Here is a 21,877-nt window from a genome sequence, read left to right on the forward strand (position 1 = left end):
ACCGATGTCCGCAGGAGGGAGCCGGTCCTCGGTCCAGGTCGACCTGGCCGCGGTGCAGCGGCGAACGGTCCGGGTGCTCGTCGTCGGGCAGGTCTTCGGCGGTGTCGGCATCGGCGCGACCCTGTCGATCGGGTCGGTCCTCGCGGCCGACGTCTCCGGCAGCGAGGCCTGGGCGGGCGCGAGCGCAACCCTGAGCACGCTCGGTGCCGCGGCCGCGGCGATCCCGCTCGCCCGGCTCGCCGCGCGCGCCGGTCGCCGGATGGCGCTCACCCTCGGGGTGCTCGCCTCCGCTCTCGGGGCCGTCATGACGGTGGTCGCCGCCTCCGGCCGCATCTTCCCGCTGCTCCTCCTCGGCTTCGCCCTGCTCGGTGCGGGAGCGGCGGTCAACCTGCAGAGCAGGTTCGCGGCGACCGACCTGGCGCCGCCGGAACGCCGCGGGCGGGACCTCTCCGTCGTCGTCTGGTCCGCGACTGTCGGCGCCGTCGTCGGCCCGAACCTGTTCGGGCCGGGGCAGGGCATCGCTGCGGCACTCGGCATGCCGCCTCTCACCGGGTCCTTCGTGATCGCGCTCGCCTTCCAGCTCGCCGCCACCGCCACCTACCTGGTCGGCCTGCGTCCGGACCCCTACCTGCTCGCCTCCGCACGACCCGCCGTGCCCCGGCAGGTGGCCGCCGGCTCATCGGCCGGGCGCCGGGCGCTCTTCTTCGCCATCGGCGCGGTCGCCGCCAGCCACGCGGTGATGGTGTCGGTGATGTCGATGACTCCGGTGCACCTCACCCACCACGGGGCGTCCCTCACCATCATCGGCTTCACGATCAGCCTGCATGTCGCGGGCATGTTCGCACTGTCCCCGGTGTTCGGCATGCTCGCGGACCGTGTGGGCCGGATCGGGACGGTGCTGATCGGGCAGGGCATCCTTGCGCTGGCGCTGCTCCTCGTGGCGCTCGGCAGCGAGCAGACCTCGCTCGTCACGCTCGGCCTGGTGCTGCTCGGTCTCGGCTGGAGCGCATCCACCGTGGCCGGCTCGGCACTCGTCAGCGACCTCGCCACGGGGGCGCAGCGCACCAGGATCCAGGGCAGGACCGACCTCGTCATGAACGCGACCGGCGCCGTCGGCGGCGGCCTCGCCGGGCCCGTCCTCGCGCTCGTCGGGTATCCGGGGCTGGCCGCGTGTGCGGCCGTGCTCGTGCTCCTCACCGCTCTCAGCGCCGTCGCTCTCGGGACGATCGCCAGGAACGCCCGCCGCCTCGTCGTCGCTGACGGGTAAACTGGCGGGGTCGCGACTGGCGTGAGGGAGCCTCGAGCTCCCCAGGGTGGGCAACCACCGGGGAACGACTGACTTGGACGGGACCGTACGCCTGGGCTCCGACTCCATTCCACCGTCAGCTGAGGAGTCCAACATGTCCGACCCGTCCCCCACGCTCACCGCGCCGCTCTCCGTCGTCGATCCCGAGATCGCCGCCGTCCTGGCCCAGGAGCTCGACCGCCAGCAGTCCACGCTCGAGATGATCGCGAGCGAGAACTTCGTTCCCCGCGCCGTCCTCGAGGCGCAGGGCTCGGTGCTCACGAACAAGTACGCCGAGGGCTATCCGGGCCGCCGCTACTACGGCGGCTGCGAGTTCGTGGACATCGCGGAGAACCTCGCGATCGCCCGCGCCAAGGAGCTGTTCGGCGCAGACTTCGCCAACGTCCAGCCGCACTCCGGCGCCAGCGCCAACGCCGCGGTGCTGCACGCCATCGCGAGCCCGGGCGACACCATCCTCGGTCTGGAGCTGGCGCACGGCGGCCACCTCACCCACGGCATGAAGCTCAACTTCTCCGGGCGGCTGTACCAGGCCGTGTCATACGGGGTCGATCCCGAGACGTTCCGAATCGACATGGACGTGGTCCGCCAGAAGGCGATCGAGCACCGCCCGCGGGTGATCATCGCCGGCTGGTCCGCCTACTCCCGGCAGCTCGACTTCGCCGCCTTCCGGGCGATCGCGGACGAGGTGGGCGCGATGCTCTGGGTGGACATGGCGCACTTCGCCGGACTCGTCGCCGCGGGCCTGCACCCGTCTCCCCTGCCGCACGCCCACGTCGTCTCCTCGACCGTGCACAAGACGATCGGCGGGCCCCGCTCCGGCTTCATCCTCAGCAACGAGGAGGAGCTGTTCAAGAAGCTCAACTCGGCCGTGTTCCCCGGGCAGCAGGGCGGCCCGCTGATGCACGTCATCGCGGCGAAGGCCACGGCGTTCAAGCTCGCCGGCGAGCCCGAGTTCCGGGACCGCCAGGAGCGCACCATCCGGGGCGCCCAGATCCTCGCCGAGCGACTCTCCGCCGAGGACGCCTCGGCGGCCGGCATCGGCGTCCTCACCGGCGGGACCGATGTGCACCTCGTGCTCGTCGACCTGCGCAACTCCGAGGTCGACGGCAAGCAGGCCGAGGACGTACTCCACGAGGTCGGCATCACGGTGAACCGCAACTCGGTGCCCTTCGACCCGCGTCCTCCCATGGTCACCTCGGGGGTCCGCATCGGCACGCCGGCGCTCGCCACGCGCGGCTTCGGCGACGCCGAGTTCACCGAGGTGGCCGAAGTGATCGCCCTCGCGCTGCGTCCCGGTCCGGACCTCGCCGAGCTGCGCGGCCGGGTGCGCTCCCTCGCGGACCGCTTTCCGCTGTATGCCGGTCTCGGGCCGAGCGGTCAGCCCCTCGTCCACGCCGAGCTCGCACCGTCGGTGACGCTGTGACCGCGGTGCGCCTGGACGGCACCGCGACGGCCACCGCCATCAAGGCGGAGCTGCGGGAGCGCGTCGACGTCCTCCGGGCGCGCGGGATCCGTCCCGGACTCGGCACCCTCCTGGTCGGCGACGACCCGGCCTCGCGTGCCTACGTGGCGGGCAAGCACCGGGACTGCGCCGAGGTGGGCGTGGAGTCGATCCGGGCGGACCTGCCCGCCGACGCCACCGAGAAGCAGGTGCATGCCGCGATCGCCGAGCTCAACGCCGATCCTGCCGTCACCGGCTACATCGTGCAGCTCCCGCTGCCTGCCGGAATGGCGGAGAACGCGGCGCTGGAGCTCATGGACCCGGCGAAGGACGCCGACGGGCTGCATCCGATGAACCTCGGGCGGCTCGTGCTCGGGGTGGGCGGCGAGCTGACCTCGCCGCTGCCGTGCACGCCGAACGGCATCGTCGAGCTGCTGCACCGGCACGGCTACGAACTGCCCGGCAAGCACGTCGTGGTCGTCGGGCGCGGGCTCACCGTCGGTCGCCCACTCGGCCTGCTGCTCACCCGCAAGGGCATCGATGCGACGGTGACCCTGACCCACTCGCGCACCCTGGACCTCGCCGGGGAGGTCCGCCGGGGCGACGTGGTCGTCGTCGCCGTCGGCATGCCGCACCTCGTGCAGCCTGACTGGATCAAGCCGGGCGCAGCCGTGCTCGACGTGGGAGTGACGCGGGTGGTGAACCACGAGACGGGCAAGCCCACCCTCACCGGAGACGTCGCGCCCGGCGTCGAGGACGTCGCCGGCTGGCTCTCGCCCAACCCGGGCGGGGTGGGACCGATGACCCGCGCCATGCTGGTGTCGAACGTGGTGCAGATGGCGGAGCGACCGGCCTAGCCGCGGCGGAACGCTCGGGCGAGCACCACCCGCTGTCCCGGCCTCGCCTGGGCGAGCCGGTCGAGTTCGCCCAGGGCCAGCACCGCGATCACCGGGTAGCCGCCCGTGACGGGCGCGTCCACGCCCAGCACCGTGGGGATGCCGTCGGGGGAGACCTGAACAGCACCGGCCACCATGCCCTCGCTCGGCAGCTCCTCGTGCCTGCTGCGCCGGAGCTCCGGGCCCTCCAGTCGCACCCCCGTCCGGTCGGAGCGAGCGGACACTCGCCACTCGGCTGCCGTCAGCAGCCCCCACGCCGCGTCCTCGAACCAGTCCCGGCGAGGTCCCGGCAGGATCTCGAGCCGGAGCGTTCCGCTCGGGGGAGGGCCGACCGGGACGAGGTCGACCGCGGGCACGTCGGTGTGCGGGGGTCCCCCGACCGGCAGCTGCTGGCCCCCCGTCAGCGGCGACGGCCCCAGCCGGGCGAGCGTGTCCCAGGATCGGGACCCGAGCACGGGCGGCACATCGATGCCGCCGCGGACGGCGAGGCTGTAGCGCAGGCCCGACTCGGGGGCCCCGAACTCGAGGACGGCCCCCGCGGGGACCAGGACGGCCGTGTGCGGCTCGACCGGCCAGCCGTCGGCCGTCACCGGGCCCCAGGCCCCGGTCACCGCCATCCAGAGCGGGCTCTCGGCGCGCAGGGCGGCGCCGCCGAGCAGCAGCTCCAGCCCCGCGGCGTCGGCCGGATTGCCGACCAGCCGGTTGGCGAGCAGGTGACCCCGACGGTCGAACGCCCCGGACGGCCCGACGCCGAGCGCGGCGAGGCCTGGGCGCCCCAGGTCCTGCACGGTCGCCAGGGCGCCGGGCCGGAGAACGGTGAGCGACGGCATCACACCGCCTCGAACCGGACGCGGGTGCCCGGCGGCAGCAGGGCGGGATGCTCCCGGCTCTCGTCCCAGAGCGTCGCCTCTGTGCTGCCGATCAGCCGCCAGCCGCCGGGGGAGGAGCGCGGGTAGACGCCGCCGAAGCGGCCGGCGAGCGCGACCGACCCGGCGGGCACCTGCGGGCGGGAGGTGGCGTGCCGCGGCACGTCGAAGGGGAAGTCGTCGGAGACGAGGTAGGCGAAGCCGGGCGCGAAGCCGATGAAGGCGCACTCCCACTCCGCCTCCGTGTGCCGGCGGACGAGGCTCTCCGCCGTGAGCCCGAGCAGGCCGGCGGTCTCCGCGAGGTCGGGCCCCGCGTACCGGACGGCGATGCGGACGAGCTCCCCCGCCCGCGCCTCGGGCTCCGCCGGGGCGGACCTTGCGAGCCAGCGCTCGGCGTCGTGCAGACCGAGGATGGTCGGATCCACGCGCACCAGCAGGGTGCGCAGCGCGGGCACGACGTCGACGACGCCGGGCGGCATCGAGGAGCGAAGTGCCGCGAGCCGAGCCCTCACCTCGGCGAGGTCCGCACATTCGGCGAGCAGCGCAGCGTCCCCGAACGGCAGGATCCTCATCGGAACGGCGAGAGGACGACGCCCGCAGATCGGAGGGCGGTCCGGACGGCCCGCGCGATCGCGGGCGCACCCTCGGTGTCCCCGTGCAGGCAGATCGAGTCGGCTTCGATTCTCCGCACACCGCCGTCGACGGTGGCCACCTCGCCCTCCAGCACCATCCGCACGGCGCGCGCCGCGACGACGGCCGGGTCGGTGATCACGGCGCCGGGAAGCGACCGAGGGGCGAGGCGGCCGTCGGCAAGGTACGCCCGGTCCGCGAACGCCTCACGGAAGAAGCCGAGCCGGCGCCGGTCCGCGGCACGGGCTAGAGCGCTGCCGGCCGGCCCGAGCAGGGAGAGGCCCTCGGCCGCGGCGGCCGCCGCGACCGCCTCGGCACGCTCGTCGTCGACGACGAGCCGGTTGTACAGAGCGCCGTGCGGCTTGAGGTAGGAGATCGTCGCTCCCTCCGCATCCGCGGCGCGGCGCAGCGCCTGCACCTGCTCGCGCACCTCTGCCTCGAGCTGCGCGGCCGAGACGTCGAGGTCGCGCCGGCCGAAGCCCTGGCGGTCCCGGTACGACGGGTGCGCCCCCACGGTGATGCCGAATGCCAGCGCCGCCCGGCACGCCTCACGCATGGAGGCCTGGTCGCCCGCGTGGAAGCCGCAGGCGACGTTCACGCTGGTGATCAGCGGAAACAGTGCCGCGTCGTCGCCCACGCCCTCGCCCAGATCGCAGTTGAGGTCGACGGCGGGCACGGCGTCAGCCTACGCGGCGCCTCACTAGAGTCGGAGGATGCTCCGCACCGGTGAACAGTTCTCCCTCGTCCTGGACGGCGCGAACGGCACGGTCACGGCGACCGTCACCGAGCTCGCCGCATCGCTGCGCCAGCTCGGTGTGGGGGGAGTCCAGCTCGTGCACGAGTACCCTGCGGACCTCGCTCCGCCCTACGGGCAGGGCATCGTGCTCGTGCCATGGCCGAACCGGGTCCGCCGCGGAGCCTGGGTGCTCGACGGGCAGCAGCAGCAGCTCGACATCACGGAGCCGTCCACCGGCAACGCCACCCACGGCCTGCTCCGCAATACCGGCTATCGGGTCACCGACAGGTCGGCGCACGCCGTGACCCTGGCCGCGCCGATCTTCCCTCAGCATGGCTACCCGTTCACCCTGGAGACGTCGGTGCGCTACGAGCTCGTCGACGACGGCCTCAGGGTGACCCACGGCATCGTCAACGCGGGCACCGGCACCGCGCCGGTCGCGATCGGCGCCCACCCCTACCTGCGTGTCGGCGACACCCCCTCCGACCAGCTCACGGTGACCGTCAGCGGGGAGACCTACTACCCCCTCGACGAGACCTTCATCCCCACCGGCACCGCCTCGGTGGCGGGGACCGACCGTGACCTCCGCGCCGGCAGGCGCCTCGCCGACGTCTCCCTCAACACCGCGTACACGGACCTCGCCCTCGAGGACGGGATGCACCGGCACCGTCTGGCGGATCCCGCGGGGAACACGCTCGAGCTGTGGGGGGACCAGAGCTTCGCCTTCGTGCAGGTCTACACGCACCCGAGCTTCACGGGGCTCTCGGGCGACGAGTTCGCGGTCGCGATGGAGCCGATGACGGCACCCGCGGATGCCCTGAACCGCGGCGAGGGGCTGCGCTGGCTGGAGCCGGGCGAGCAGTGGTTGGCCGGCTGGGGCATCCGCTACGTCCCTGCGGCCTGACGCCCCCTCGGCTCGCTACTCCGCGCCCCCGCGGAAGTCAATCCTCTCCTCCGACGTCGGTGCTCGTTCGTATCGTCGGATGTATCACTTGAGGGGACGGACGAGATGACGCTCAACCTGAGCTATCCGCAGCGGCTGGCAGACATCGAGGCGCAGCACGTCGGCAAGGATCAGTGGCGCCTCGTCAACATCGCCGTGGACGGGTCGGACGCCGCGGGGCTGCTCGGCTTCGTGGAACTGATCGACGGTCAGTACGAGCTCACCGAATCGGGCCGCCCCGGTGTGCACCTCCGGGTCGCCTCGCTCGCGGAGGCTCGGGCCCGGTTCGTCGCCTGACGGGGCAGGCTCCGATACGGCTGGCGCCGCCGCGACTCACACGGGAGTCGTGAGGACGTCCGCGTCGCCGCCGCCGTTCCGCCGGCTCCGGGTGAGGCGGGCACGGTCGAGCAGCGCCATCACCGGAGTCGCCGCGATGCCATGGATCAGGATCGAGCCCACCACCACGAGGCCCACCACCGCCCAGATGCGCCCCGGGTCCTCGAAGTCGCCGTGGGCGACCGCGTAGGCGACGTAGAAGAGCGAGCCGACGCCGCGGACCCCGAAGAAGGCGATCACGGCGCGCTCCCGCGGCCCGGTCTTGCCCGGTGTCAGGCCGATCCAACCGGCGAGCGGACGGATGACGAGCAGGAAGGCCAGGGCGACGCCGATCTCGGGCCAGCCCACCTCCGCGAAGAGGCCGCGGGAGACCGCTCCGCCCAGCAGAACGAGCACGGCGACCGTCAGCAGCCGCTCGATCTGCTCCACGAACTTGTGCAGGACGCCGTGGTAGCCGTGCTCCCGCTCCATTGCGCGCACGGTGCAGGCGCTGACGAACACGGCCACGAAGCCGTAGCCCTCGAGCAGCTCGGCCACGCCATAGGCCAGGAAGGTGACGGCGAGGGCCACGAATCCCTCGGCGCGCTCGGTGAACTGCAGCCGGTCGGACAGGGAGGAGAAGAAGAGCCGGCCGAGCAGCCAGCCGACGAGCACGCCGATCCCGACGCCGACCGTGAGGCGCCAGGCGAGGTCCACGGCGAGCCAGTGCGGCAGCCAGGCCGAGGGAGCGACCCCGACCAGGCTGATCGCGATCGCCGCATACGTGAACGGGAAGGCCAGGCCGTCGTTGAGGCCCGCCTCCGAAGTGAGGGCGAAGCGCGCCTCGTCGTCGGCCGCGTCCGGGGAGCTGACCGGCTCGCTCACCTGAACCTCCGTGGCGAGCACCGGATCGGTGGGGGCGAGCGCGGCCCCGAGCAGAACCGCGCCGGCCGCGCCGAGGCCGAGGACGGTCCAGCCGAGAAGGCCGACGGCGAGCATCGACAGCGGCATGCTGATCGCGAGCAGCCGCCAGGTGGACGACCAGCGGCGCCAGCCGACCTTCCGGTTGAGTGCGAGGCCGGCGCCCATGAGGGAGACGAGCACGCACACCTCGGTCAGGTGCAGCGTGGTCTCGCTGTGGGCCATGGGGTCGGGGTCCGGCAGGTCGGGGAGCACCGCGAAGGCCAGCATCCCGGCCGCCAGGAACACCATCGGCATCGAGATGGGGACCCTGCCGAGCAGGCGCGGCAGCAGCGCGGCCGCGAGGGTTGCGAGCCCGAAGGCCGCATAGAGCGCGGCGGCCCCGTCGAACTCGATCACCGGTCAACCGTATGCGCCGCTGGACGGGCCGATCCGGGGTTGCGCGCTCGCCGCTGCCGACATCCGCATCCGTCCGGCCGAACCGCAACCGCGTGCGGTTGCCTCTTGGCCGGACGGTTGCGTCTGTCGGCGGCGCGGGATGCGCGGGGAGGTCAGCCGGTGGCCGCCGAGCGGCGGTCGAGGGCGGCGCCCATCTGCGCGACCGCCTGCTCGAGGATCGGCCGGGGAGTGGCGAAGATCAGGCGAAGGAACCCGACCCCCGGCGCTCCGCAGGCGGCGCCGTCGGTCATCGCCACGCCGGCCTCGTCCCGGAAGAACTCGGCCGGGCTGTCGCCGACGCCCAGCGCGCGCGCGTCGAGCCAGCCGATGTAGGTGCCCTCGGGCGGCGTGTACCGCACCTCCGGCAGATGCTCGGCGAGCAGCTCCGCGAGCGCGATCCGGTTGCCGTCGTTGTACTCGCGCACCTCGTCGAGCCAGCCCCGGCCATCGGTGTAGGCGGCCGTGTTCGCGATCACGCCCAGATTGCTCGCACCGTGCTCGTAGCTGTAGCCGAACTGCTCCCAGACCTCGGCGTCCGCGTCGCTCGTCAGGATCACCTGCGCGCACTTGAGTCCGGGCAGGTTCCAGGCCTTCGAGGCGGACGTCGCCGTCAAGGTGTGCGCGGCCGCCTCGGGGGAGATGCTCGCGTACGGGATGTGCACGGAGGGTGCGTAGACCATCGGCGAGTGGATCTCGTCGGCGAACACCCGGCCCCCGTTGCGGGACACGACCTCGCTGATGGCGACCAGCTCCTTGCGCGAGAAGACGCGGCCGACGGGGTTGTACGGATTGCAGAGGATGAGCAGGTGCCCGCCCGCCTGGAAGGCCCGCTCGAGTCCCGCCAGGTCCAGCCCGTAGTGGCCTGCCTCTGCGCTCATCGGCACCTCGAGGATCGACCGGCCGAGCGTCCCGGGCACCCGGAGGAACGGCATGTACGAGGGGGTCGGCAGGATCACCGGCGAGCCGGCGGGCGAGTACCGCTCGATCGCCGCGACCAGGCCGGCGAGAACATCGGCGACCGGATGCACCCGCTCGGCCGGCACATCCCAGCCGTAGGCGTCCCGCTGCCAGGCGGACGTCGCGTCCGACAGCTCTCGCGAGACCGCGGGCGGAAGATAGCCGAACAGCCCCCGGTCCACGGCCCCGTGCAGCGCGTCGGCGATGGCGGGAGCGACGCCGAAGTCCATCTCCGCGACGAACGCGCCGATCCGCCCCGGGAACATCGACCACTTCAGGCCGCCCACCGCGCGCAGCGAGGCCAGATCGATCCCGTCGAAGCCGTGCCTGTCCATGCCTGCCCCTTCCCGCCCGGCGCCCCCGGGCGCCCCTCCGAGGCTAGAGGAGCCCCAGTCCGAGCCCTAGCGCGTTCGGTCGGACCGGGCACCCCGTTGACGTTTGGAGCCGGACGGTGCCTGATAGGGGGATGATGCGCATCAGCTTTGCCGGCGACCAGGTCCTCACCGGGGATGAGGCGGCTCACGCGCTGCTCGACTTCGCCTCCGTGCTCGCCAAGCATCAGACGTCCGACGAGGTGGAACTGCGCACCGTGCAGGCCACCGGTGACCCGGGCATCTCGCGGTTCCTGCTGGGGCCCACCAGCCAGATCGTGATCTCCTCGCACGCTTCGACCATCGCCGAACCGGACAACGCCGACATCGTCGTGTCGATACGCCGGCGCATCGATCAGCTCACCCAGGGCGGACCAGAGCACGACCCCCCGGGCCTCGAGGTCTGACGAGGACCGGTCAGTTCAGAGCGACGGTGATCGCCCAGAGGGTCGGGCCGACCAGGGCGAGAACGCCCACCCCGACCAGCGCAGTCGTCAGATTCGGGTGCCGCTCCCAGCGGGAGAGCTTGGCCCCGTACGCCGCTCGCAGCTCCGCCCAGGACATCGGCGGCTCCACCCACCGGGCGGGCACGGCGAAGAACTCCGCCACCTGCGTGAGATCGGCGAGGCGCCACAGCTGACCGCGCATGCGCAGGAGCGTGTGACCGGCTTCGTCGAGCAGGAACAGCTGGTGTGCGACGTCCCCCGACTGCGCGAGCGGCACCACCAGGACCGAGGCGATCCGCTCCACCGGCGTGAAGACTTCCCGGCCGAAGTAGGCGCGCTCCCGCACGCCGTCCGGCGAGAGCCACACTCCGGCTCGCCGCAGCCACTGCAGTGCGCCCACGATCACCACCGAGACCGCGACGTGCACCGCCAGCACCGCCGGCCAGGGGCCGCTCGGCACCGTCATCCAGTAGAGCGCGCCGAAGAGCGGAATGATGAGCGCACTGAGCTGCGCCCAGCCTCGAGGCCACAGCCCACGGCGCGGCCGCACCTCCTGCCGGGTTCCCCGAACCGCAGCGAGAACGTCCTCTTCCATTTCGACCCCCGGCGGAAGCATAGGGAGGAGATCGGGGGTGCGGGTGCCGCGGGGCCGAGATGTAACACGCCGGATACACGGCGAGCATCGGGTCGTACGCTCGAAGCATGGACGACCCGGTCACGGCCAGCACGGAGACGGAGCGCAAGTACGACGTTCCGGAGGACGCTCCGATCCCCGAGCTGGGCGCCCTGGCCGCCGCCGTGCGGCAGGACCGATTCACCCTTCGCGCAACGTACTTCGACACTCCTGACGGCGCGCTCGGCCGCTCGCGGATGACCCTGCGCCGGCGGGAGGGGGGTCACGACGCGGGCTGGCACCTCAAGACACCCGGTGATGACGGCCGCACCGAGCACCACGCGCCGCTCGCGGACACGCTCCCGTCCGCCCTGCACGCCCTCGTCGCGGAGCTCCTCGGCGGCCAGGACCTCCGCGAGGTGGCGCAACTGGTGACCGAGCGGGCGACGACCATCCTGCTCGACGATGCGGGCGCCGGCCTCGCGGAGATCGCCGACGACCGGGTCACCGCGACCGACCTGAACACCGGCACCGTCCGCAGCTGGCGGGAGTGGGAGGCGGAGCTGATGGACGCGGCCCCGAGCGACCGTCAGGCGAGGGCGGCGCTGCTGGATTCGATCGAGGCCGAACTCCTGGCTGCAGGCGCGGTTCCCTCCGGCTCCGAGTCCAAGCTGGCACGCGCCCTCGGTCGCTCCTCGCTCCAGTAGCGCCGCGGCGCCTCGTGCGGGAGCGCTCCCGAGGCGGTAGGACGGGGCCGTCGCGGCGCGCCGTGGACCTCGCAGAACGTTCGCTAGGCGAACACCACCGGCGACATCGGGCGCGCGACTTCTCGGCGTTTCGCTCCTGGGCGGCTCAAGATGAAATGTCAGCTGGACGACCAGGACGCGAACCTAGCGACCGATCAGCCGGCTCGTTGTAAGGGGAACTCTTGACCGACCTGCAGGAACGCATCATCGCCGCCGCCTACCCGATCATCACCCGGAACAGCTTCGCGACCGTGACCATCGAGGAGATCGAGGCGGCCGCCGGCGTGAGCCGGGAGGACTTCGAAGCCGAGTTCGCGTCCCTCGACGAGGTGGGCGTCGCGTGCCTCGAGCGGCGCGACCGGGAGTGGACCGTCGGCATGGTGGAGTCGGGTGCTCGGGAGCGCGGCGTCACGCCCGAGGGCCGCCTGCTCGCCATCTTCGAGGTCTTCGACGACTGGTTCCAGCGCGACGACTTCGAGGCGTGCACCTTCATCAACGTCCTGGTGCAGATGGGCAGGGAGCACCCGCTCGGCCAGGCGAGCGTCGGCCACCTCGTCCACATCCGTCAGCTGGTCGCGACGCTCGCCGACGAGGCCGGGCTGCAGGAGCCCGAGGAGTTCGCCAAGTCCTGGCACATCCTCATGAAGGGCTCGATCATCAGCGCCACCGAGGGCGATCGCGACGCCGCACTCCGCGCACAGGCGATGGCCCGCGACCTGATCGGTCGACACCGCGCCGCCGACGTGTCGCCGGCGGATGTCGTCGGCGAGGAATGGCTCCGCGACCACGATCTCGCTGCGGACGCCGCCTCGGGCCGCGCCCCGGTGCCCGGAAGCCTTCTGGACTCCTTCGAGTGGCCGGACGACGACGGCCCCGTTCGATCGAGCCTTCCGGCGGGAGAGCTGATCCTGGTCGCGACCGACACTCCGAGCGAGTTGCTCATCAGCGTCGCTCCGAACGGATTCTCTGACGACGTGCACGCCCTCGTGCGGACTGAGACCTCGGGCGTGTTCCTCTACCCGTGCACGCCCGACTTCCCGCGCTTCGGGCCGTTCTCGTCGCCCGACGACGCGCTCGCCGCCTACCGGCAGGGCGTCGAGGTGCGCGAAGAGTCGGCAGCGGCCTGAGTCGCAGTCCGAGGCGCAGCCCCGCCGCACACCTTCCCGGCCGCGTCTACCCCCTCCGGGAAGTTGTGGCGGGAACCGACTCCTGGCATATTCGTAAACCGAACAGCGGGGAGATCCGGGGGTACAGCACCCGCTTCCGAACGGTAGCGACGTCGGTCGGGGTGCAGTGTGGGCGAGGACAAGCGAGCAGGGGCACCTGGCGTGCGGGACGACGGGAACGGTCCGGCATGGCAACGGTCCTGATCGCCGACGACGACACGCTCGTGCGCATGGTCCTGCGGATGGCCATCGAGCAGCGCGGGCACCGGGCGCTCGAGGCGGGGGACACGCGATCTTTCCTGGCGCAGCTGGCGGAGGCGGACCTGTGCATGATGGACGCCGCCATGCCCGGGTCTCCGCTCGGCGATCGGATCGCCGCCGCGCTCGCGCGCCCTCACCCGCCGTCGATCGTCATCATGAGCGGCACCATCGACCCGCCCGAAGCGGTGCAGCAGCAGGGCCTTCGCTTCCTCGGCAAGCCGATCGAGCTGAGCACGCTCACCCAGCTGCTGGATGAGCTGTTCCCCGCGCCGCCGAAGGTGCGGACGTGAGCGACGTCCGGGAGGCGGCGGTCAGCCTGCGGGCCTCGCAGTTCGACGCCCTCTACCACGACCACCCCGACGGAGTGTTCGCCCTCGAGGCCACGGGCGAGCTCCTGCGCTGCAATCCCCGCTTCGAGGAGATCACCGGCTACACCGCCGCCGAGCTGGCGGACGGCAGCGCGGCGGGCCTCATCAGCAGCGAGGACAGAGAGGACTTCTCCGTCCATCTGGCCGCCGCTCTCGCCGGACGCACGCGCCGCTTCCGTGCCAGGGGCACGGCCAAGGACGGACATCCCTTCCGGGTGGAGGTCACCCAGCTGCCGCTGCGCGACCTCGACGGCGAGGTCATCGTGGTCGTCGTGACGGTGCGCGAGGTGACGGGGCTCGAGGAGGCCGCCGAGCAGGCGGAGCGGAGTGCGGGGCTCATGCGGATCGCGGGACGTCTCGCCAGGTTCGACGCGTGGACGATCGACGCCGAGACACGGGTGCTGCACACCTCCGACGACTTCCAGCAGGTGCTCGGGTTCAGCGTGCCTTCCGGGCGGCCATACACCGAGGCGCTGATGACGTACTCGGCCTCGCAGTTCGACCGGATGGTCGACGCAATCGAGGCCTGCATCGCCACGGGCGAGCCGATCGACGTCAGCCGGACTCTCACCATGCCGGATGGCGCCCAGCGGCACGTGCGCTCCATCGGCGAGGCCGTGCGCAACGAGGCCGGCCGCATCGTGCGGATCCAAGGCGCGTTCTACGACGTGACCGAGGTGGTGGAGGGCGAGCGCCACCGGCAGACCCTCCAGGAGCGCCTGCAGCTCACCCTCAGCCAGATCGCGTCCGGGGTGTTCTTCTTCGACTCCGCGTGGCGGTTCCTCTACGCCAACGAGACGGGCTCGAAGTACCTTCGGACCACCGTCGAGGAGCTTCTGGGCCACACCCTGTGGGAGCTCTTCCCCGACGCGGTCGACAGCAGCTTCGGAGAGGCATACCGGCGCACGATGACCGAGCGCGTCGTCACTCGCACCCGGGAGTTCTACGCCCCGCTCGACGCGTGGTTCGAGGCCACCGCCTATCCCACGGGCGACGGTCTGGCGCTGCAGCTGCACGACGTGACCGAGGATCAGCAGACCCGACTGCGGCTGCAGGAGACCACCGAGCGCCTCCGCTCTCAGGCGGCCCTCCTCGACGCCGCCCGGGACGCCATCATGATGCGCGATCTCGACCATCGCATCACCTACTGGAACCACGGCGCTGAGGAGATGTTCGGCTGGCCCGCCGAGGAGATCGTCGGCCAGTCCGTTCGCGACCTCCTCTATGCCGACCCGACCATCTTCGACATCCGCACCGCCGAGGTGCTGCGCGCCGGGTACTGGGAGGGCGAGCTGCAAAAGCTCACCCGCGACGGGCGCACCATCCTGCTCGACTGCCGGTGGCAGCTGGTGCGGGACGACGAGGGCCGGCCGGTCTCGATCTTCGCCGTCGACTCCGACATCACCGAGTTCCGCGCGGCGGAGGAGCGCCGCTACCGGGTGCAGCGGATGGAGAGCCTCGGCACGCTCGCCGGCGGGATCGCGCACGACCTCAACAACGTGCTCACGCCGATCCTGATCGCGGCGCAGCTCCTGAGCGCGGACGAGCGCGACGAGCGGCGCCGCCAGCTCCTCGTCTCCGTGGAGAAGGGAGCCAAGCGCGGTGCGGACATGATCCGCCAGGTGCTCTCCTTCGCCCGGGGCGAGGAAGGACAGCGTCGTCCGGTGGACGCGGAGTCCGTGGTGGAGGACCTCCTCGCCTTCTGTCGCGACACCGTCCCGAAGTCGGTGACCGTCGTCTCGAAGGTGGATGGCCCGCTCCTGCCGGTCATGGGGGACCGCACGCAGCTGCTGCAGGTGCTGATCAACCTCATCACGAACGCCGTCGACGCCATGCCATCGGGCGGCAATCTCACCATCCACGCCGCCAACCGCCCATCGGACGACGGGGATCGGGTCGTGTTCGCCGTCATCGACACCGGAACGGGGATGGACGAGGAGACCCTCTCCCGGGTCTTCGAGCCGTTCTACACGACGAAGGACCAGGGCAAGGGCACAGGACTCGGGCTCTCCACATCGGTGTCCATCGTCCGCGGCCACGGCGGAGTCATCGAGGTGCAGAGCCGTCCCGGGGCCGGGTCTCGGTTCACGGTCTCGCTGCCGTCCTCGTCGCTGGGCGAGACACCGGCCGCCCCGCCCGCCGAGGCGCCCGAGCAGGCGGGAGGCCGCGGCGAGCTCATCCTCGTCGTCGACGACGAGGATCCGGTGCGGATGATCCTCCGCCAGGCACTGGAGAGCGCCGGCTATCGTGCCCTCGAGGCGGAGAACGGCAAGGTCGCCATCGAGGTCCTCGAGGGTCAGGGAGCGCCCGTCGACCTCGTCGTCATGGACGTGATGATGCCCGTCATGGGCGGATCGGCCACCCTCGACTACCTCCTCGACCGCCATCCCGGCCTGCCCGTCATCGTGGCGAGCGGATTCGACGCCGAGAACCGCGAGTGGGGACGTGAGGATGCTGCCCGCTTCCTGGCGAAGCCGTTCAGCATCCCCGAGCTCCTGTCCGCCGTTCGCGAGACCCTCGATGCGGCGGAGCGCGTGCGGTGAGTGGCACCGAGGCGGTCTCGCGACCCATGCGCGTCGTCGTGGCCGACGACGACGCCTTCACGGTGTCGCTCGTCACCGGCGGGCTCGCCGCGCAGGGCTTCGAGGTGTTCCCCGCCCAGACCGTGGAGGAGGCGTGGGCGCTGGTGGAGTCGGAGGACCCGCACGCGCTGATCAGCGACCTCGACTTCGGCGGGGGAGTGTCCGGCGTATCCCTGCTCAGGAGGGTGGGCCAGGAGTACCCGTGGGTGGGACTTGTGGTGCTCACAGCGCATCGCTCGCCGCAGCTCGCAGTGGACAACCCGGCGGCCATCCCGCGGAGCGCCGTCTACCTCGTGAAGTCGGCGCTTCGACAGGTCGAGGACCTGGCCGAGGCCGTGCGCTCGTCGATCGCGGGCGGCGCAGGCGACCGGCACATCCCCGGGGCCGACGACGCGGCGGTCATCACCATCACTCGCGCGCAGGCTGAGGTGCTGCGGATGCTGGCGAGCGGTGCCTCCACCCGGGTCCTCGCCGAGCACCGGGGAACCACGATCCGGGCCGCCGAGACGATGCTCACCCGCCTCTACGGTGCGCTCGGCGTGGAGATCAGCGAGCGCTCCAACCCCCGCGTGGAGGCCGTGCGCATCTGGCAGCAGGGCCGTGTCGTCGTCCGCTAGCCGCACCCCGGGGTTCGGAGGCACCGGCGTCCTCGGCCTGCGGGCGTCGCTCGGCAGCGAGTGGACGCTGAACCTGCCGCACTGGTGGATGACCTTCGTGCCGAGCGTCCTCCTCGTCGCGCTCCAAGAGGTCGCGGCCGGCACAGCGGACGGACGGCTGATCCTGCTGTCCGGAGTCGCTCAGCACGTGGTCGCGGGTCTGCTCGGGGTTCCGGTGGCTCTCCTGCTGAAGCGACGCGGGGCGACCCTCCCGATCTGGGCGAGCTTCCTCCTGTCCGGGGTCATCGGCGTGACGCGCGGCCTGCTCGGCGGGGGACTCGTCCTGCTGGCCGGCGGCACCGCGGACCTCGGCTACCGGATCCTGTTCTGGCTCGCGGTGGCCTGGGTGTGGATGCCGCTCACCGCCTACGTGCTCGCTCAGGTCCAGCACCGCCGCCTGCTGCTGGCCGAGCTCGGCGCCGCCCGACGACGCCGGGACTCGGCGCGGGCCCTCGCCGAGCGCAGCAGCGAGGAGATCCGCTCCCGGGTCATCTGGGCGATCAGTGCGACGGTCTCCCCGGTCGTCGATGACATCCGGCGCACGCTGCCCGGACTCCGCCAGGGCGACGCCGAGGAGATGCAGCAGATCGGCAGCCGGCTCGCCGACATCGCCGATCACGTGAACTGGGCGGTCGACCGGCTCTCCGGACACGTGGAGCCGCCCTACCTGCCTGCACCGCGATCCGAGCCGCCGCTGTCCTCCGCACTCGTCTTCGAGCTGACCCGCCCGGTGCTGTGGTCTGCGCTCGCGGCCGCGGCACTCCTCGCCGTGCTCATCCCGATCACGCTCGACGCCGAGCGCGACGCCCTCGCGGCCGAGGTGCTCGTCGCGGTCGCCGCAGCAGCACTGGTGCTCGCGGTGGTCTCCCGCGCCGCCCGGCTGCATGGCAGCGCCCGCCGGATCCGGCCGATCGTCGTCCGCTACCTCCTCGCCGGTCTGGCGGGATCCGTCGTGCTGCTCCTCCTCGCAGGGCCGGGCATCACGCCGTTCGGGATGCTGCTGCTCCTCGTGCTCCCGCTCGGCCTGACGTACTCGGCGGCCGTGATCTCGGCTGCGGTGGGCGTCACCGTGGCCAACGCGGCGGTCGTGCGGTCGATCCGGCGCATCGAGGACGCGTCCGCCCGGCTGGAGGAGTCCGCGAGGGACGACGAGGACCGGGCGCGGGCCCAGCTGGACGAGCTCCTGCACGGCCCCATCCAGGGTCGCCTCGCCGCCTGCGCGATGGCGCTCAACTTCCACTCGGCGGCCCCCGACCGATCGACCGCCGATGGGACGCGCCAGATGACGGAGGCGGTGCTCGGCCACCTGGATGCGGTCGTCACCGACCTGGCAGCCCTCGAGCGCAGCGCCTGAGCGGCACCGCCGCCCGAGGAACGCAACCGTCCGGCCACAACGCAACCGCATGCCGTTGCCGTTCGGCCGGACGGTTGCGGCCGTCGGAGGAGCGGAGGCCTAGGATGGGGCGGCGAAGTGCTGAAGAAGGAGAGATCATGGCGGTCACCGCGTTCCTCGACCTGCACCTTCGCGCGGACGCGAGGGAACAGGCGCCCGCAGGGCTCGCCGCGATCCTCAGCGTCACCCGCGCCTTCGACGGCTGTCTCGGCGTCGAGGTGCTCGAGGATGTGGCCGACCCGGCGCACGTCACCGTCGTGGAGCACTGGGAGTCGATCGAGCACGACGACGCCTATCGCGCCTGGCGTGCGACAGCGGAGGGCGCGTCGAACCTCCGCGAGCTCCTCGCGGCGCCTTCGGTGCTGTCGCGGTATCAGACCCAGTCGACCTTCTGACGCGACCAGGGGCACTGCCGCGGCGCCGACTCCGGGTGGCCGAGGTCCCTTCCCCGGCGTGTACCCGTGGCTCGTGCCCGGCGGTAGAGTCCCGGCCATGGTGTGGTGGACGAGGCTCGGCGAGCTCGCACGGCAGTGGCTGATCGAGCATCCGGCCGAGAGGCTGCCTGCCAGATCCTGACCGCGGTTTCAGTGGCTGGCGCGCCTGCCACGGCAGTGGGGTGGTCGAACCTGCACCGGGCCGCCGGGCTTCTACCTTTCCCCTGCGGCCGAGGAATGGGTCCAGGAGCTCCGCGACGCCGGCGACGCCGGCAGACTTGTCTGCCCGTCCTGCCTGCCCGTCCTGCCCGAGGCGGCGTCAGCCGCAACCGTCCGGCCGCAACGCAGCGGTGTGCCGTTGCCGTCGGGCCGCAGTGCGGCCTGGCACGCCACGGCAGCAGCCCGATCGCTTGCTGCACGCATGGTGCACTATCCTGCACTGATGGATGAGAACACGTCGGTCCTCGCGTCGGCCATCGGAGGCCGCGTCCGCCAGGAACGACAGTCCCGCCGCTGGAGCCTCGAACAGCTGGCCGACGCCGCCGGCGTGAGCAGGCGGATGCTCATCAACGTGGAGCAGGGGGCCGCGAACCCGAGCGTGGGAACCCTTCTGAGGATCGGCGACGCATTGGGGGTAGGGCTGCCGGCTCTCGTCGAGGCGCCGCGTCCCAGGCCGCTCAAGGTCACCCGCCGAGCTGAGGGAGCCGCGCTGTGGAGCGGGCAGTTCGGCGGACGTGGTCTGCTCGTGGCGGGAACAGAGTCGCCCGATGTCCTCGAGCTCTGGGATTGGACCCTGGGCCCCAACGATCGTCATGCGAGCGAAGCCCACGCCCTGGGCACGAAGGAGCTCCTGCAGGTGCAGGAGGGAACCATCACCGTCGAGGTCGGAGACCGATCCGTGACTCTCGACGCGGGCGACGCCGTGACCTTCTCCGGCGATGTGGCGCACTCCTACGCCAACCTCGATGCGCGGCTGGCGCGGTTCTCGCTCGCCGTCTTCGAGCCTGCCGTCGGCTCCGGAACTCGTGCGGAGGTTTCCCATGCCTGATTCCGGCGCACTGCAGGCGTTCCTCGATGGCGCCCAGGTGCACAGGGCGGTGTTCGAGCTCCGGCCCGACTATCGGGCGATGCTGCTCGCCGTCGACGGGCTCGCCCCCGGAGGCGGCGACCGGGGGAGCAGCGCCCTCGTCGAGGCCGCGGAAGCGGCGGCCCGGAAGGCTCTGCGAGAACGGCCCGTCGAGGAGCTCCCGCACGTCGCAGCATGGCGGGAGGCGTACCGCCAGTTCGGCGCCAAGCCGCAGAGGACACGCAACAGCCTCGAGGCGCTGATGCGCCGAGGGGTCGAGGGCCTGCCCCGCGTGAACCGGGTGACGGACCTCTACAACGCCATCTCGGTGCTCCATCACATTCCGGTGGGCGGGGAGGATCTCACGCGCTATGTGGGCCCTCCGCGCCTTCTCCGTGCCGTCGGGACCGAAGTCTTCGACACCATCGCCGGCGGCGCCGAGGTGAACGAGCATCCTGAGGAGGGTGAAGTCGTCTGGTGCGACGAGGCCGGCGTGACCTGCCGGCGCTGGAATTGGCGCCAGGGGCGCCGCACGCAGCTCGGTGCAGGCACCACCGCGGCGCTGTTCATCCTCGACGCGCTGCACCCGATGACCGATATGGCCCTGCTGGCGGCAACGGAGCACCTCGCGGGGGAACTCCGCGGACTGGGACCAGACGTCCAGGTCGTCCGTCGCCTCATCTCGGCCGTCGACGCAGCGGAGGCGTGACGTGCTCGTCCGCCACGTCGACGCGATCCGCACGTCGCGCTCGTCCAGGGCCCGCCGATGAGCCGAGCGGAGCGCCGAGCGACCACCGTTCCTCCGTGGGCGCTCGCCGTGGCCGCGATGCTCTCGGTGCAACTGGGATCGGCGCTGTCGGTGGGGCTCATCGCGCAGGTCGGGCCGGCAGGCACCGCCTGGCTGAGGTTGACCATGGGGGCGCTCATCTTCCTGGTGCTGGCACGTCCGTCGCTTCGCTCTCTGCGCAGGCGTGACGTGCCCGCGCTCCTTGGTCTGGGCGCCGCAACCGGCCTGATGACGGTCTCCTTCCTCGCCGCGATCGAGCGCATTCCCCTCGGTACGGCGGTGTCGATCGAGTTCCTCGGTCCCTTGACCGTTGCGGCGATCCGGACCGGCAATCGCCGCGCGTTGGCCTGGCCGGCTCTGGCGCTGGTCGGTGTCGTCCTCCTCACCGAGCCCTGGCGGGGCGAGATCGACCTCCTCGGCGTCGCATTCGCCGGACTGGCCGCGATCGGCTGGGGCGTCTACATCCTGCTCACCCAGCGGGTCGGGGACAGCTTCACGGGGATCACGGCTCTGGCCCTCACGATTCCCGTCGCCGCCGTGACGGCTGCCTTCGTCGGTATCCCTCAAGCGGCCGGGCATCTCACCTGGGGCGCGCTCGCTGTGGCGGCTGGGCTCGCACTCCTGCTGCCGGTGCTGCCGTTCGCGCTCGAGATGCTCGCACTGCGTCACATGACAGCGACCGCCTTCGGGACCCTGATGGCTCTCGAGCCCGCGATCGGAGTGGTCCTCGGCCTGATCGTGCTGCACCAGCAGCCCTCGCTGATCCAGGTGGCCGCGATCGTCCTCGTCGTGGTCGCGGGCGCAGCGGCACAACGGGGAGGCGACCGCCGCCGGCAGACTGACGAGCCGACGCGGAACGCCCCCTTGCCTCAGCTCATCGAATGACAGCGCCGCCCCACCAGGCGGTGGCAACCCAACGAGACACGTCACCAGACGGAGGACGCATGTTCAGTTCCACCTTCATCTTCGAGTCGAAGGAGTACGACGCGGAATTCCACGAGCGCAACGACGACATCGCGGCACGGGCCCGGCTGATCGACGGCTTCCTCGGCGAGGAGGAGTGGCACAACGCCGAGACCGGGCTGCACGGCGAGGTCTACTACTGGTCCACCCGGGAGGCCCTCACCGAGTTGATCGGAATGGGGGTGCACCGCGAGGCCAAGAAGCTCCACGACCGCTGGATCGGCCGATACAAAGTGGTCATCGCTGAGGTCCTCACGATATACGGCGACCCTGATCTCGCGCTGTCCCACCAGCCGGCGCTTCCGGAGGACGCTCCTCGCGCCTGAGAGTTCGAGAGCTGCCAGCGGGCCGCCGCGCGCTGTGTGCCCGTGGGGCTCGAACCCAGGACACATCGGCTACCGCCGCATCTCCGACCACCGGGTGCTGCCTCGGTTCGGCGGGCGCAAGGTCGGCACCCTCACGCGCGCCGACGTGCGGTCCTGGCTGGCCGAGATGACGGCCGAGGGACTGGCCCCGGCTACGGTGCAGCACCACTACGTCGCGCTACGCAAGGCGATGAAGTTCGCCCAGCACGAG

The 21,877-nt window shown here is 71.8% G+C and carries 24 protein-coding genes; 18 read left to right on the top strand and 6 right to left on the bottom strand.

Annotation, left to right across the window (positions count from 1 at the left end):
- Positions 1-4 precede the first annotated feature (4 nt).
- From JWR33_RS12400 to JWR33_RS12410, 3 genes are all read left to right on the top strand, one after another.
- The gene (locus JWR33_RS12400; RefSeq protein ID WP_297412226.1) at positions 5-1,267 is read left to right on the top strand and encodes an MFS transporter; all 1,263 of its coding nucleotides are present in this window, start codon (positions 5-7) and stop codon (positions 1,265-1,267) included.
- 133 nt (positions 1,268-1,400) lie between these two features.
- Complete coding sequence (glyA, locus tag JWR33_RS12405) at positions 1,401-2,729, top strand: serine hydroxymethyltransferase (protein WP_297412227.1); 1,329 nt, start codon at positions 1,401-1,403, stop codon at positions 2,727-2,729.
- Positions 2,726-3,604, top strand: coding sequence for a bifunctional methylenetetrahydrofolate dehydrogenase/methenyltetrahydrofolate cyclohydrolase (locus tag JWR33_RS12410; protein ID WP_297412228.1), 879 nt, complete (start codon positions 2,726-2,728; stop codon positions 3,602-3,604). Before glyA ends, JWR33_RS12410 begins: the two co-directional genes overlap by 4 nt.
- Here the strand turns inward: JWR33_RS12410 and JWR33_RS12415 are convergent.
- Genes JWR33_RS12415 through JWR33_RS12425 form a run of 3 tightly spaced genes read right to left on the bottom strand, consistent with a single transcriptional unit; the run spans position 3,601 to position 5,815 of the window.
- Entirely contained in the window at positions 3,601-4,473 is an 873-nt protein-coding gene (locus tag JWR33_RS12415) for a biotin-dependent carboxyltransferase family protein (RefSeq protein WP_297412229.1), read from the bottom strand. The two genes, JWR33_RS12410 and JWR33_RS12415, sit on opposite strands and share 4 nt — an antisense overlap.
- Positions 4,473-5,081: an allophanate hydrolase subunit 1 gene (locus tag JWR33_RS12420; RefSeq protein WP_297412230.1), complete on the bottom strand. Its 609-nt coding sequence runs from the start codon at positions 5,079-5,081 to the stop codon at positions 4,473-4,475. The genes JWR33_RS12415 and JWR33_RS12420 overlap by 1 nt, the downstream gene beginning before the upstream one ends.
- Positions 5,078-5,815, bottom strand: coding sequence for a 5-oxoprolinase subunit PxpA (locus JWR33_RS12425; RefSeq protein WP_297412231.1), 738 nt, complete (start codon positions 5,813-5,815; stop codon positions 5,078-5,080). The genes JWR33_RS12420 and JWR33_RS12425 overlap by 4 nt, the downstream gene beginning before the upstream one ends.
- Positions 5,816-5,852: 37 nt before the next feature.
- Between JWR33_RS12425 and JWR33_RS12430 the strand changes: the two genes are divergently transcribed.
- Both JWR33_RS12430 and JWR33_RS12435 read left to right on the top strand, forming a co-directional pair.
- Entirely contained in the window at positions 5,853-6,779 is a 927-nt protein-coding gene (locus JWR33_RS12430; protein WP_297412232.1) for an aldose 1-epimerase family protein, read from the top strand.
- 105 nt (positions 6,780-6,884) lie between these two features.
- Entirely contained in the window at positions 6,885-7,115 is a 231-nt protein-coding gene (locus JWR33_RS12435) for a hypothetical protein (RefSeq protein WP_297412233.1), read from the top strand.
- A gap of 36 nt (positions 7,116-7,151) precedes the next feature.
- Here the strand turns inward: JWR33_RS12435 and JWR33_RS12440 are convergent, their stop codons facing one another.
- A complete protein-coding gene (locus JWR33_RS12440; protein ID WP_297412234.1) occupies positions 7,152-8,453 on the bottom strand; it encodes a cation:proton antiporter in 1,302 nt (433 codons plus the stop codon).
- Positions 8,454-8,605: 152 nt separating this feature from the next.
- Positions 8,606-9,784 (bottom strand): aminotransferase class I/II-fold pyridoxal phosphate-dependent enzyme, encoded by a 1,179-nt coding sequence (locus JWR33_RS12445; protein ID WP_297412235.1) that lies wholly within the window; start codon positions 9,782-9,784, stop codon positions 8,606-8,608.
- 116 nt (positions 9,785-9,900) lie between these two features.
- Between JWR33_RS12445 and JWR33_RS12450 the strand changes: the two genes are divergently transcribed.
- Positions 9,901-10,227 carry a hypothetical protein gene (locus JWR33_RS12450; RefSeq protein WP_297412236.1) on the top strand — a complete coding sequence of 109 codons (327 nt, stop codon included), beginning with the start codon at positions 9,901-9,903 and terminating at the stop codon, positions 10,225-10,227.
- Between the two features lie 10 nt (positions 10,228-10,237).
- Here JWR33_RS12450 and JWR33_RS12455 read toward each other — a convergent pair whose 3' ends face one another.
- Complete coding sequence (locus JWR33_RS12455) at positions 10,238-10,861, bottom strand: hypothetical protein (RefSeq protein WP_297412237.1); 624 nt, start codon at positions 10,859-10,861, stop codon at positions 10,238-10,240.
- Positions 10,862-10,968: 107 nt separating this feature from the next.
- Here JWR33_RS12455 and JWR33_RS12460 point away from each other — a divergent pair, with 107 nt between their 5' ends.
- The 12 genes from JWR33_RS12460 to JWR33_RS12515 all read left to right on the top strand — a co-directional run.
- The gene (locus JWR33_RS12460) at positions 10,969-11,586 is read left to right on the top strand and encodes a CYTH domain-containing protein (protein WP_297412238.1); all 618 of its coding nucleotides are present in this window, start codon (positions 10,969-10,971) and stop codon (positions 11,584-11,586) included.
- Between the two features lie 221 nt (positions 11,587-11,807).
- Positions 11,808-12,752 carry a TetR/AcrR family transcriptional regulator gene (locus JWR33_RS12465; RefSeq protein ID WP_297412239.1) on the top strand — a complete coding sequence of 315 codons (945 nt, stop codon included), beginning with the start codon at positions 11,808-11,810 and terminating at the stop codon, positions 12,750-12,752.
- 227 nt (positions 12,753-12,979) lie between these two features.
- A complete protein-coding gene (locus JWR33_RS12470; RefSeq protein WP_297412240.1) occupies positions 12,980-13,342 on the top strand; it encodes a response regulator in 363 nt (120 codons plus the stop codon).
- Complete coding sequence (locus JWR33_RS12475) at positions 13,339-15,963, top strand: PAS domain S-box protein (RefSeq protein ID WP_297412241.1); 2,625 nt, start codon at positions 13,339-13,341, stop codon at positions 15,961-15,963. The genes JWR33_RS12470 and JWR33_RS12475 overlap by 4 nt, the downstream gene beginning before the upstream one ends.
- On the top strand, positions 15,960-16,619 hold the full coding sequence (locus JWR33_RS12480; protein WP_297412242.1) for a response regulator: 660 nt from the start codon (positions 15,960-15,962) through the stop codon (positions 16,617-16,619). Before JWR33_RS12475 ends, JWR33_RS12480 begins: the two co-directional genes overlap by 4 nt.
- The gene (locus tag JWR33_RS12485; RefSeq protein ID WP_297412243.1) at positions 16,603-18,012 is read left to right on the top strand and encodes a hypothetical protein; all 1,410 of its coding nucleotides are present in this window, start codon (positions 16,603-16,605) and stop codon (positions 18,010-18,012) included. The genes JWR33_RS12480 and JWR33_RS12485 overlap by 17 nt, the downstream gene beginning before the upstream one ends.
- A 137-nt stretch (positions 18,013-18,149) precedes the next feature.
- Entirely contained in the window at positions 18,150-18,446 is a 297-nt protein-coding gene (locus tag JWR33_RS12490; protein ID WP_297412244.1) for an antibiotic biosynthesis monooxygenase, read from the top strand.
- 481 nt (positions 18,447-18,927) lie between these two features.
- Positions 18,928-19,533, top strand: a complete 606-nt coding sequence (locus tag JWR33_RS12495; protein ID WP_297412245.1) for an XRE family transcriptional regulator — start codon at positions 18,928-18,930, stop codon at positions 19,531-19,533.
- The gene (locus JWR33_RS12500; RefSeq protein WP_297412246.1) at positions 19,526-20,260 is read left to right on the top strand and encodes a phenylalanine--tRNA ligase beta subunit-related protein; all 735 of its coding nucleotides are present in this window, start codon (positions 19,526-19,528) and stop codon (positions 20,258-20,260) included. The genes JWR33_RS12495 and JWR33_RS12500 overlap by 8 nt, the downstream gene beginning before the upstream one ends.
- Positions 20,261-20,317: 57 nt before the next feature.
- On the top strand, positions 20,318-21,223 hold the full coding sequence (locus tag JWR33_RS12505) for an EamA family transporter (RefSeq protein WP_297412247.1): 906 nt from the start codon (positions 20,318-20,320) through the stop codon (positions 21,221-21,223).
- Positions 21,224-21,282: 59 nt separating this feature from the next.
- Complete coding sequence (locus JWR33_RS12510) at positions 21,283-21,627, top strand: hypothetical protein (RefSeq protein ID WP_297412248.1); 345 nt, start codon at positions 21,283-21,285, stop codon at positions 21,625-21,627.
- Between the two features lie 34 nt (positions 21,628-21,661).
- Positions 21,662-21,877: site-specific integrase (locus JWR33_RS12515; protein ID WP_297412249.1), on the top strand; the 216-nt coding region annotated here is incomplete at its 3' end.

Source organism: Naasia sp. (assembly GCF_025465545.1).
In the GTDB taxonomy this organism is placed as follows: Bacteria; Actinomycetota; Actinomycetes; order Actinomycetales; family Microbacteriaceae; genus Naasia.

What these genes read in the sequence shown, in the direction of transcription:
- JWR33_RS12415 (WP_297412229.1), bottom strand. Translation starts at nt 4,473, where the DNA reads ATGCCGTCGCTCACCGTTCTCCGGCCCGGCGCCCTGGCGACCGTGCAG.
- JWR33_RS12400 (WP_297412226.1), top strand. Translation starts at nt 5, where the DNA reads ATGTCCGCAGGAGGGAGCCGGTCCTCGGTCCAGGTCGACCTGGCCGCG.
- JWR33_RS12510 (WP_297412248.1), top strand. Translation starts at nt 21,283, where the DNA reads ATGTTCAGTTCCACCTTCATCTTCGAGTCGAAGGAGTACGACGCGGAA.
- JWR33_RS12470 (WP_297412240.1), top strand. Translation starts at nt 12,980, where the DNA reads ATGGCAACGGTCCTGATCGCCGACGACGACACGCTCGTGCGCATGGTC.
- JWR33_RS12505 (WP_297412247.1), top strand. Translation starts at nt 20,318, where the DNA reads ATGAGCCGAGCGGAGCGCCGAGCGACCACCGTTCCTCCGTGGGCGCTC.
- JWR33_RS12495 (WP_297412245.1), top strand. Translation starts at nt 18,928, where the DNA reads ATGGATGAGAACACGTCGGTCCTCGCGTCGGCCATCGGAGGCCGCGTC.
- JWR33_RS12500 (WP_297412246.1), top strand. Translation starts at nt 19,526, where the DNA reads ATGCCTGATTCCGGCGCACTGCAGGCGTTCCTCGATGGCGCCCAGGTG.
- JWR33_RS12420 (WP_297412230.1), bottom strand. Translation starts at nt 5,081, where the DNA reads ATGAGGATCCTGCCGTTCGGGGACGCTGCGCTGCTCGCCGAATGTGCG.
- JWR33_RS12455 (WP_297412237.1), bottom strand. Translation starts at nt 10,861, where the DNA reads ATGGAAGAGGACGTTCTCGCTGCGGTTCGGGGAACCCGGCAGGAGGTG.
- glyA (WP_297412227.1), top strand. Translation starts at nt 1,401, where the DNA reads ATGTCCGACCCGTCCCCCACGCTCACCGCGCCGCTCTCCGTCGTCGAT.
- JWR33_RS12435 (WP_297412233.1), top strand. Translation starts at nt 6,885, where the DNA reads ATGACGCTCAACCTGAGCTATCCGCAGCGGCTGGCAGACATCGAGGCG.
- JWR33_RS12460 (WP_297412238.1), top strand. Translation starts at nt 10,969, where the DNA reads ATGGACGACCCGGTCACGGCCAGCACGGAGACGGAGCGCAAGTACGAC.
- JWR33_RS12445 (WP_297412235.1), bottom strand. Translation starts at nt 9,784, where the DNA reads ATGGACAGGCACGGCTTCGACGGGATCGATCTGGCCTCGCTGCGCGCG.
- JWR33_RS12490 (WP_297412244.1), top strand. Translation starts at nt 18,150, where the DNA reads ATGGCGGTCACCGCGTTCCTCGACCTGCACCTTCGCGCGGACGCGAGG.
- JWR33_RS12430 (WP_297412232.1), top strand. Translation starts at nt 5,853, where the DNA reads ATGCTCCGCACCGGTGAACAGTTCTCCCTCGTCCTGGACGGCGCGAAC.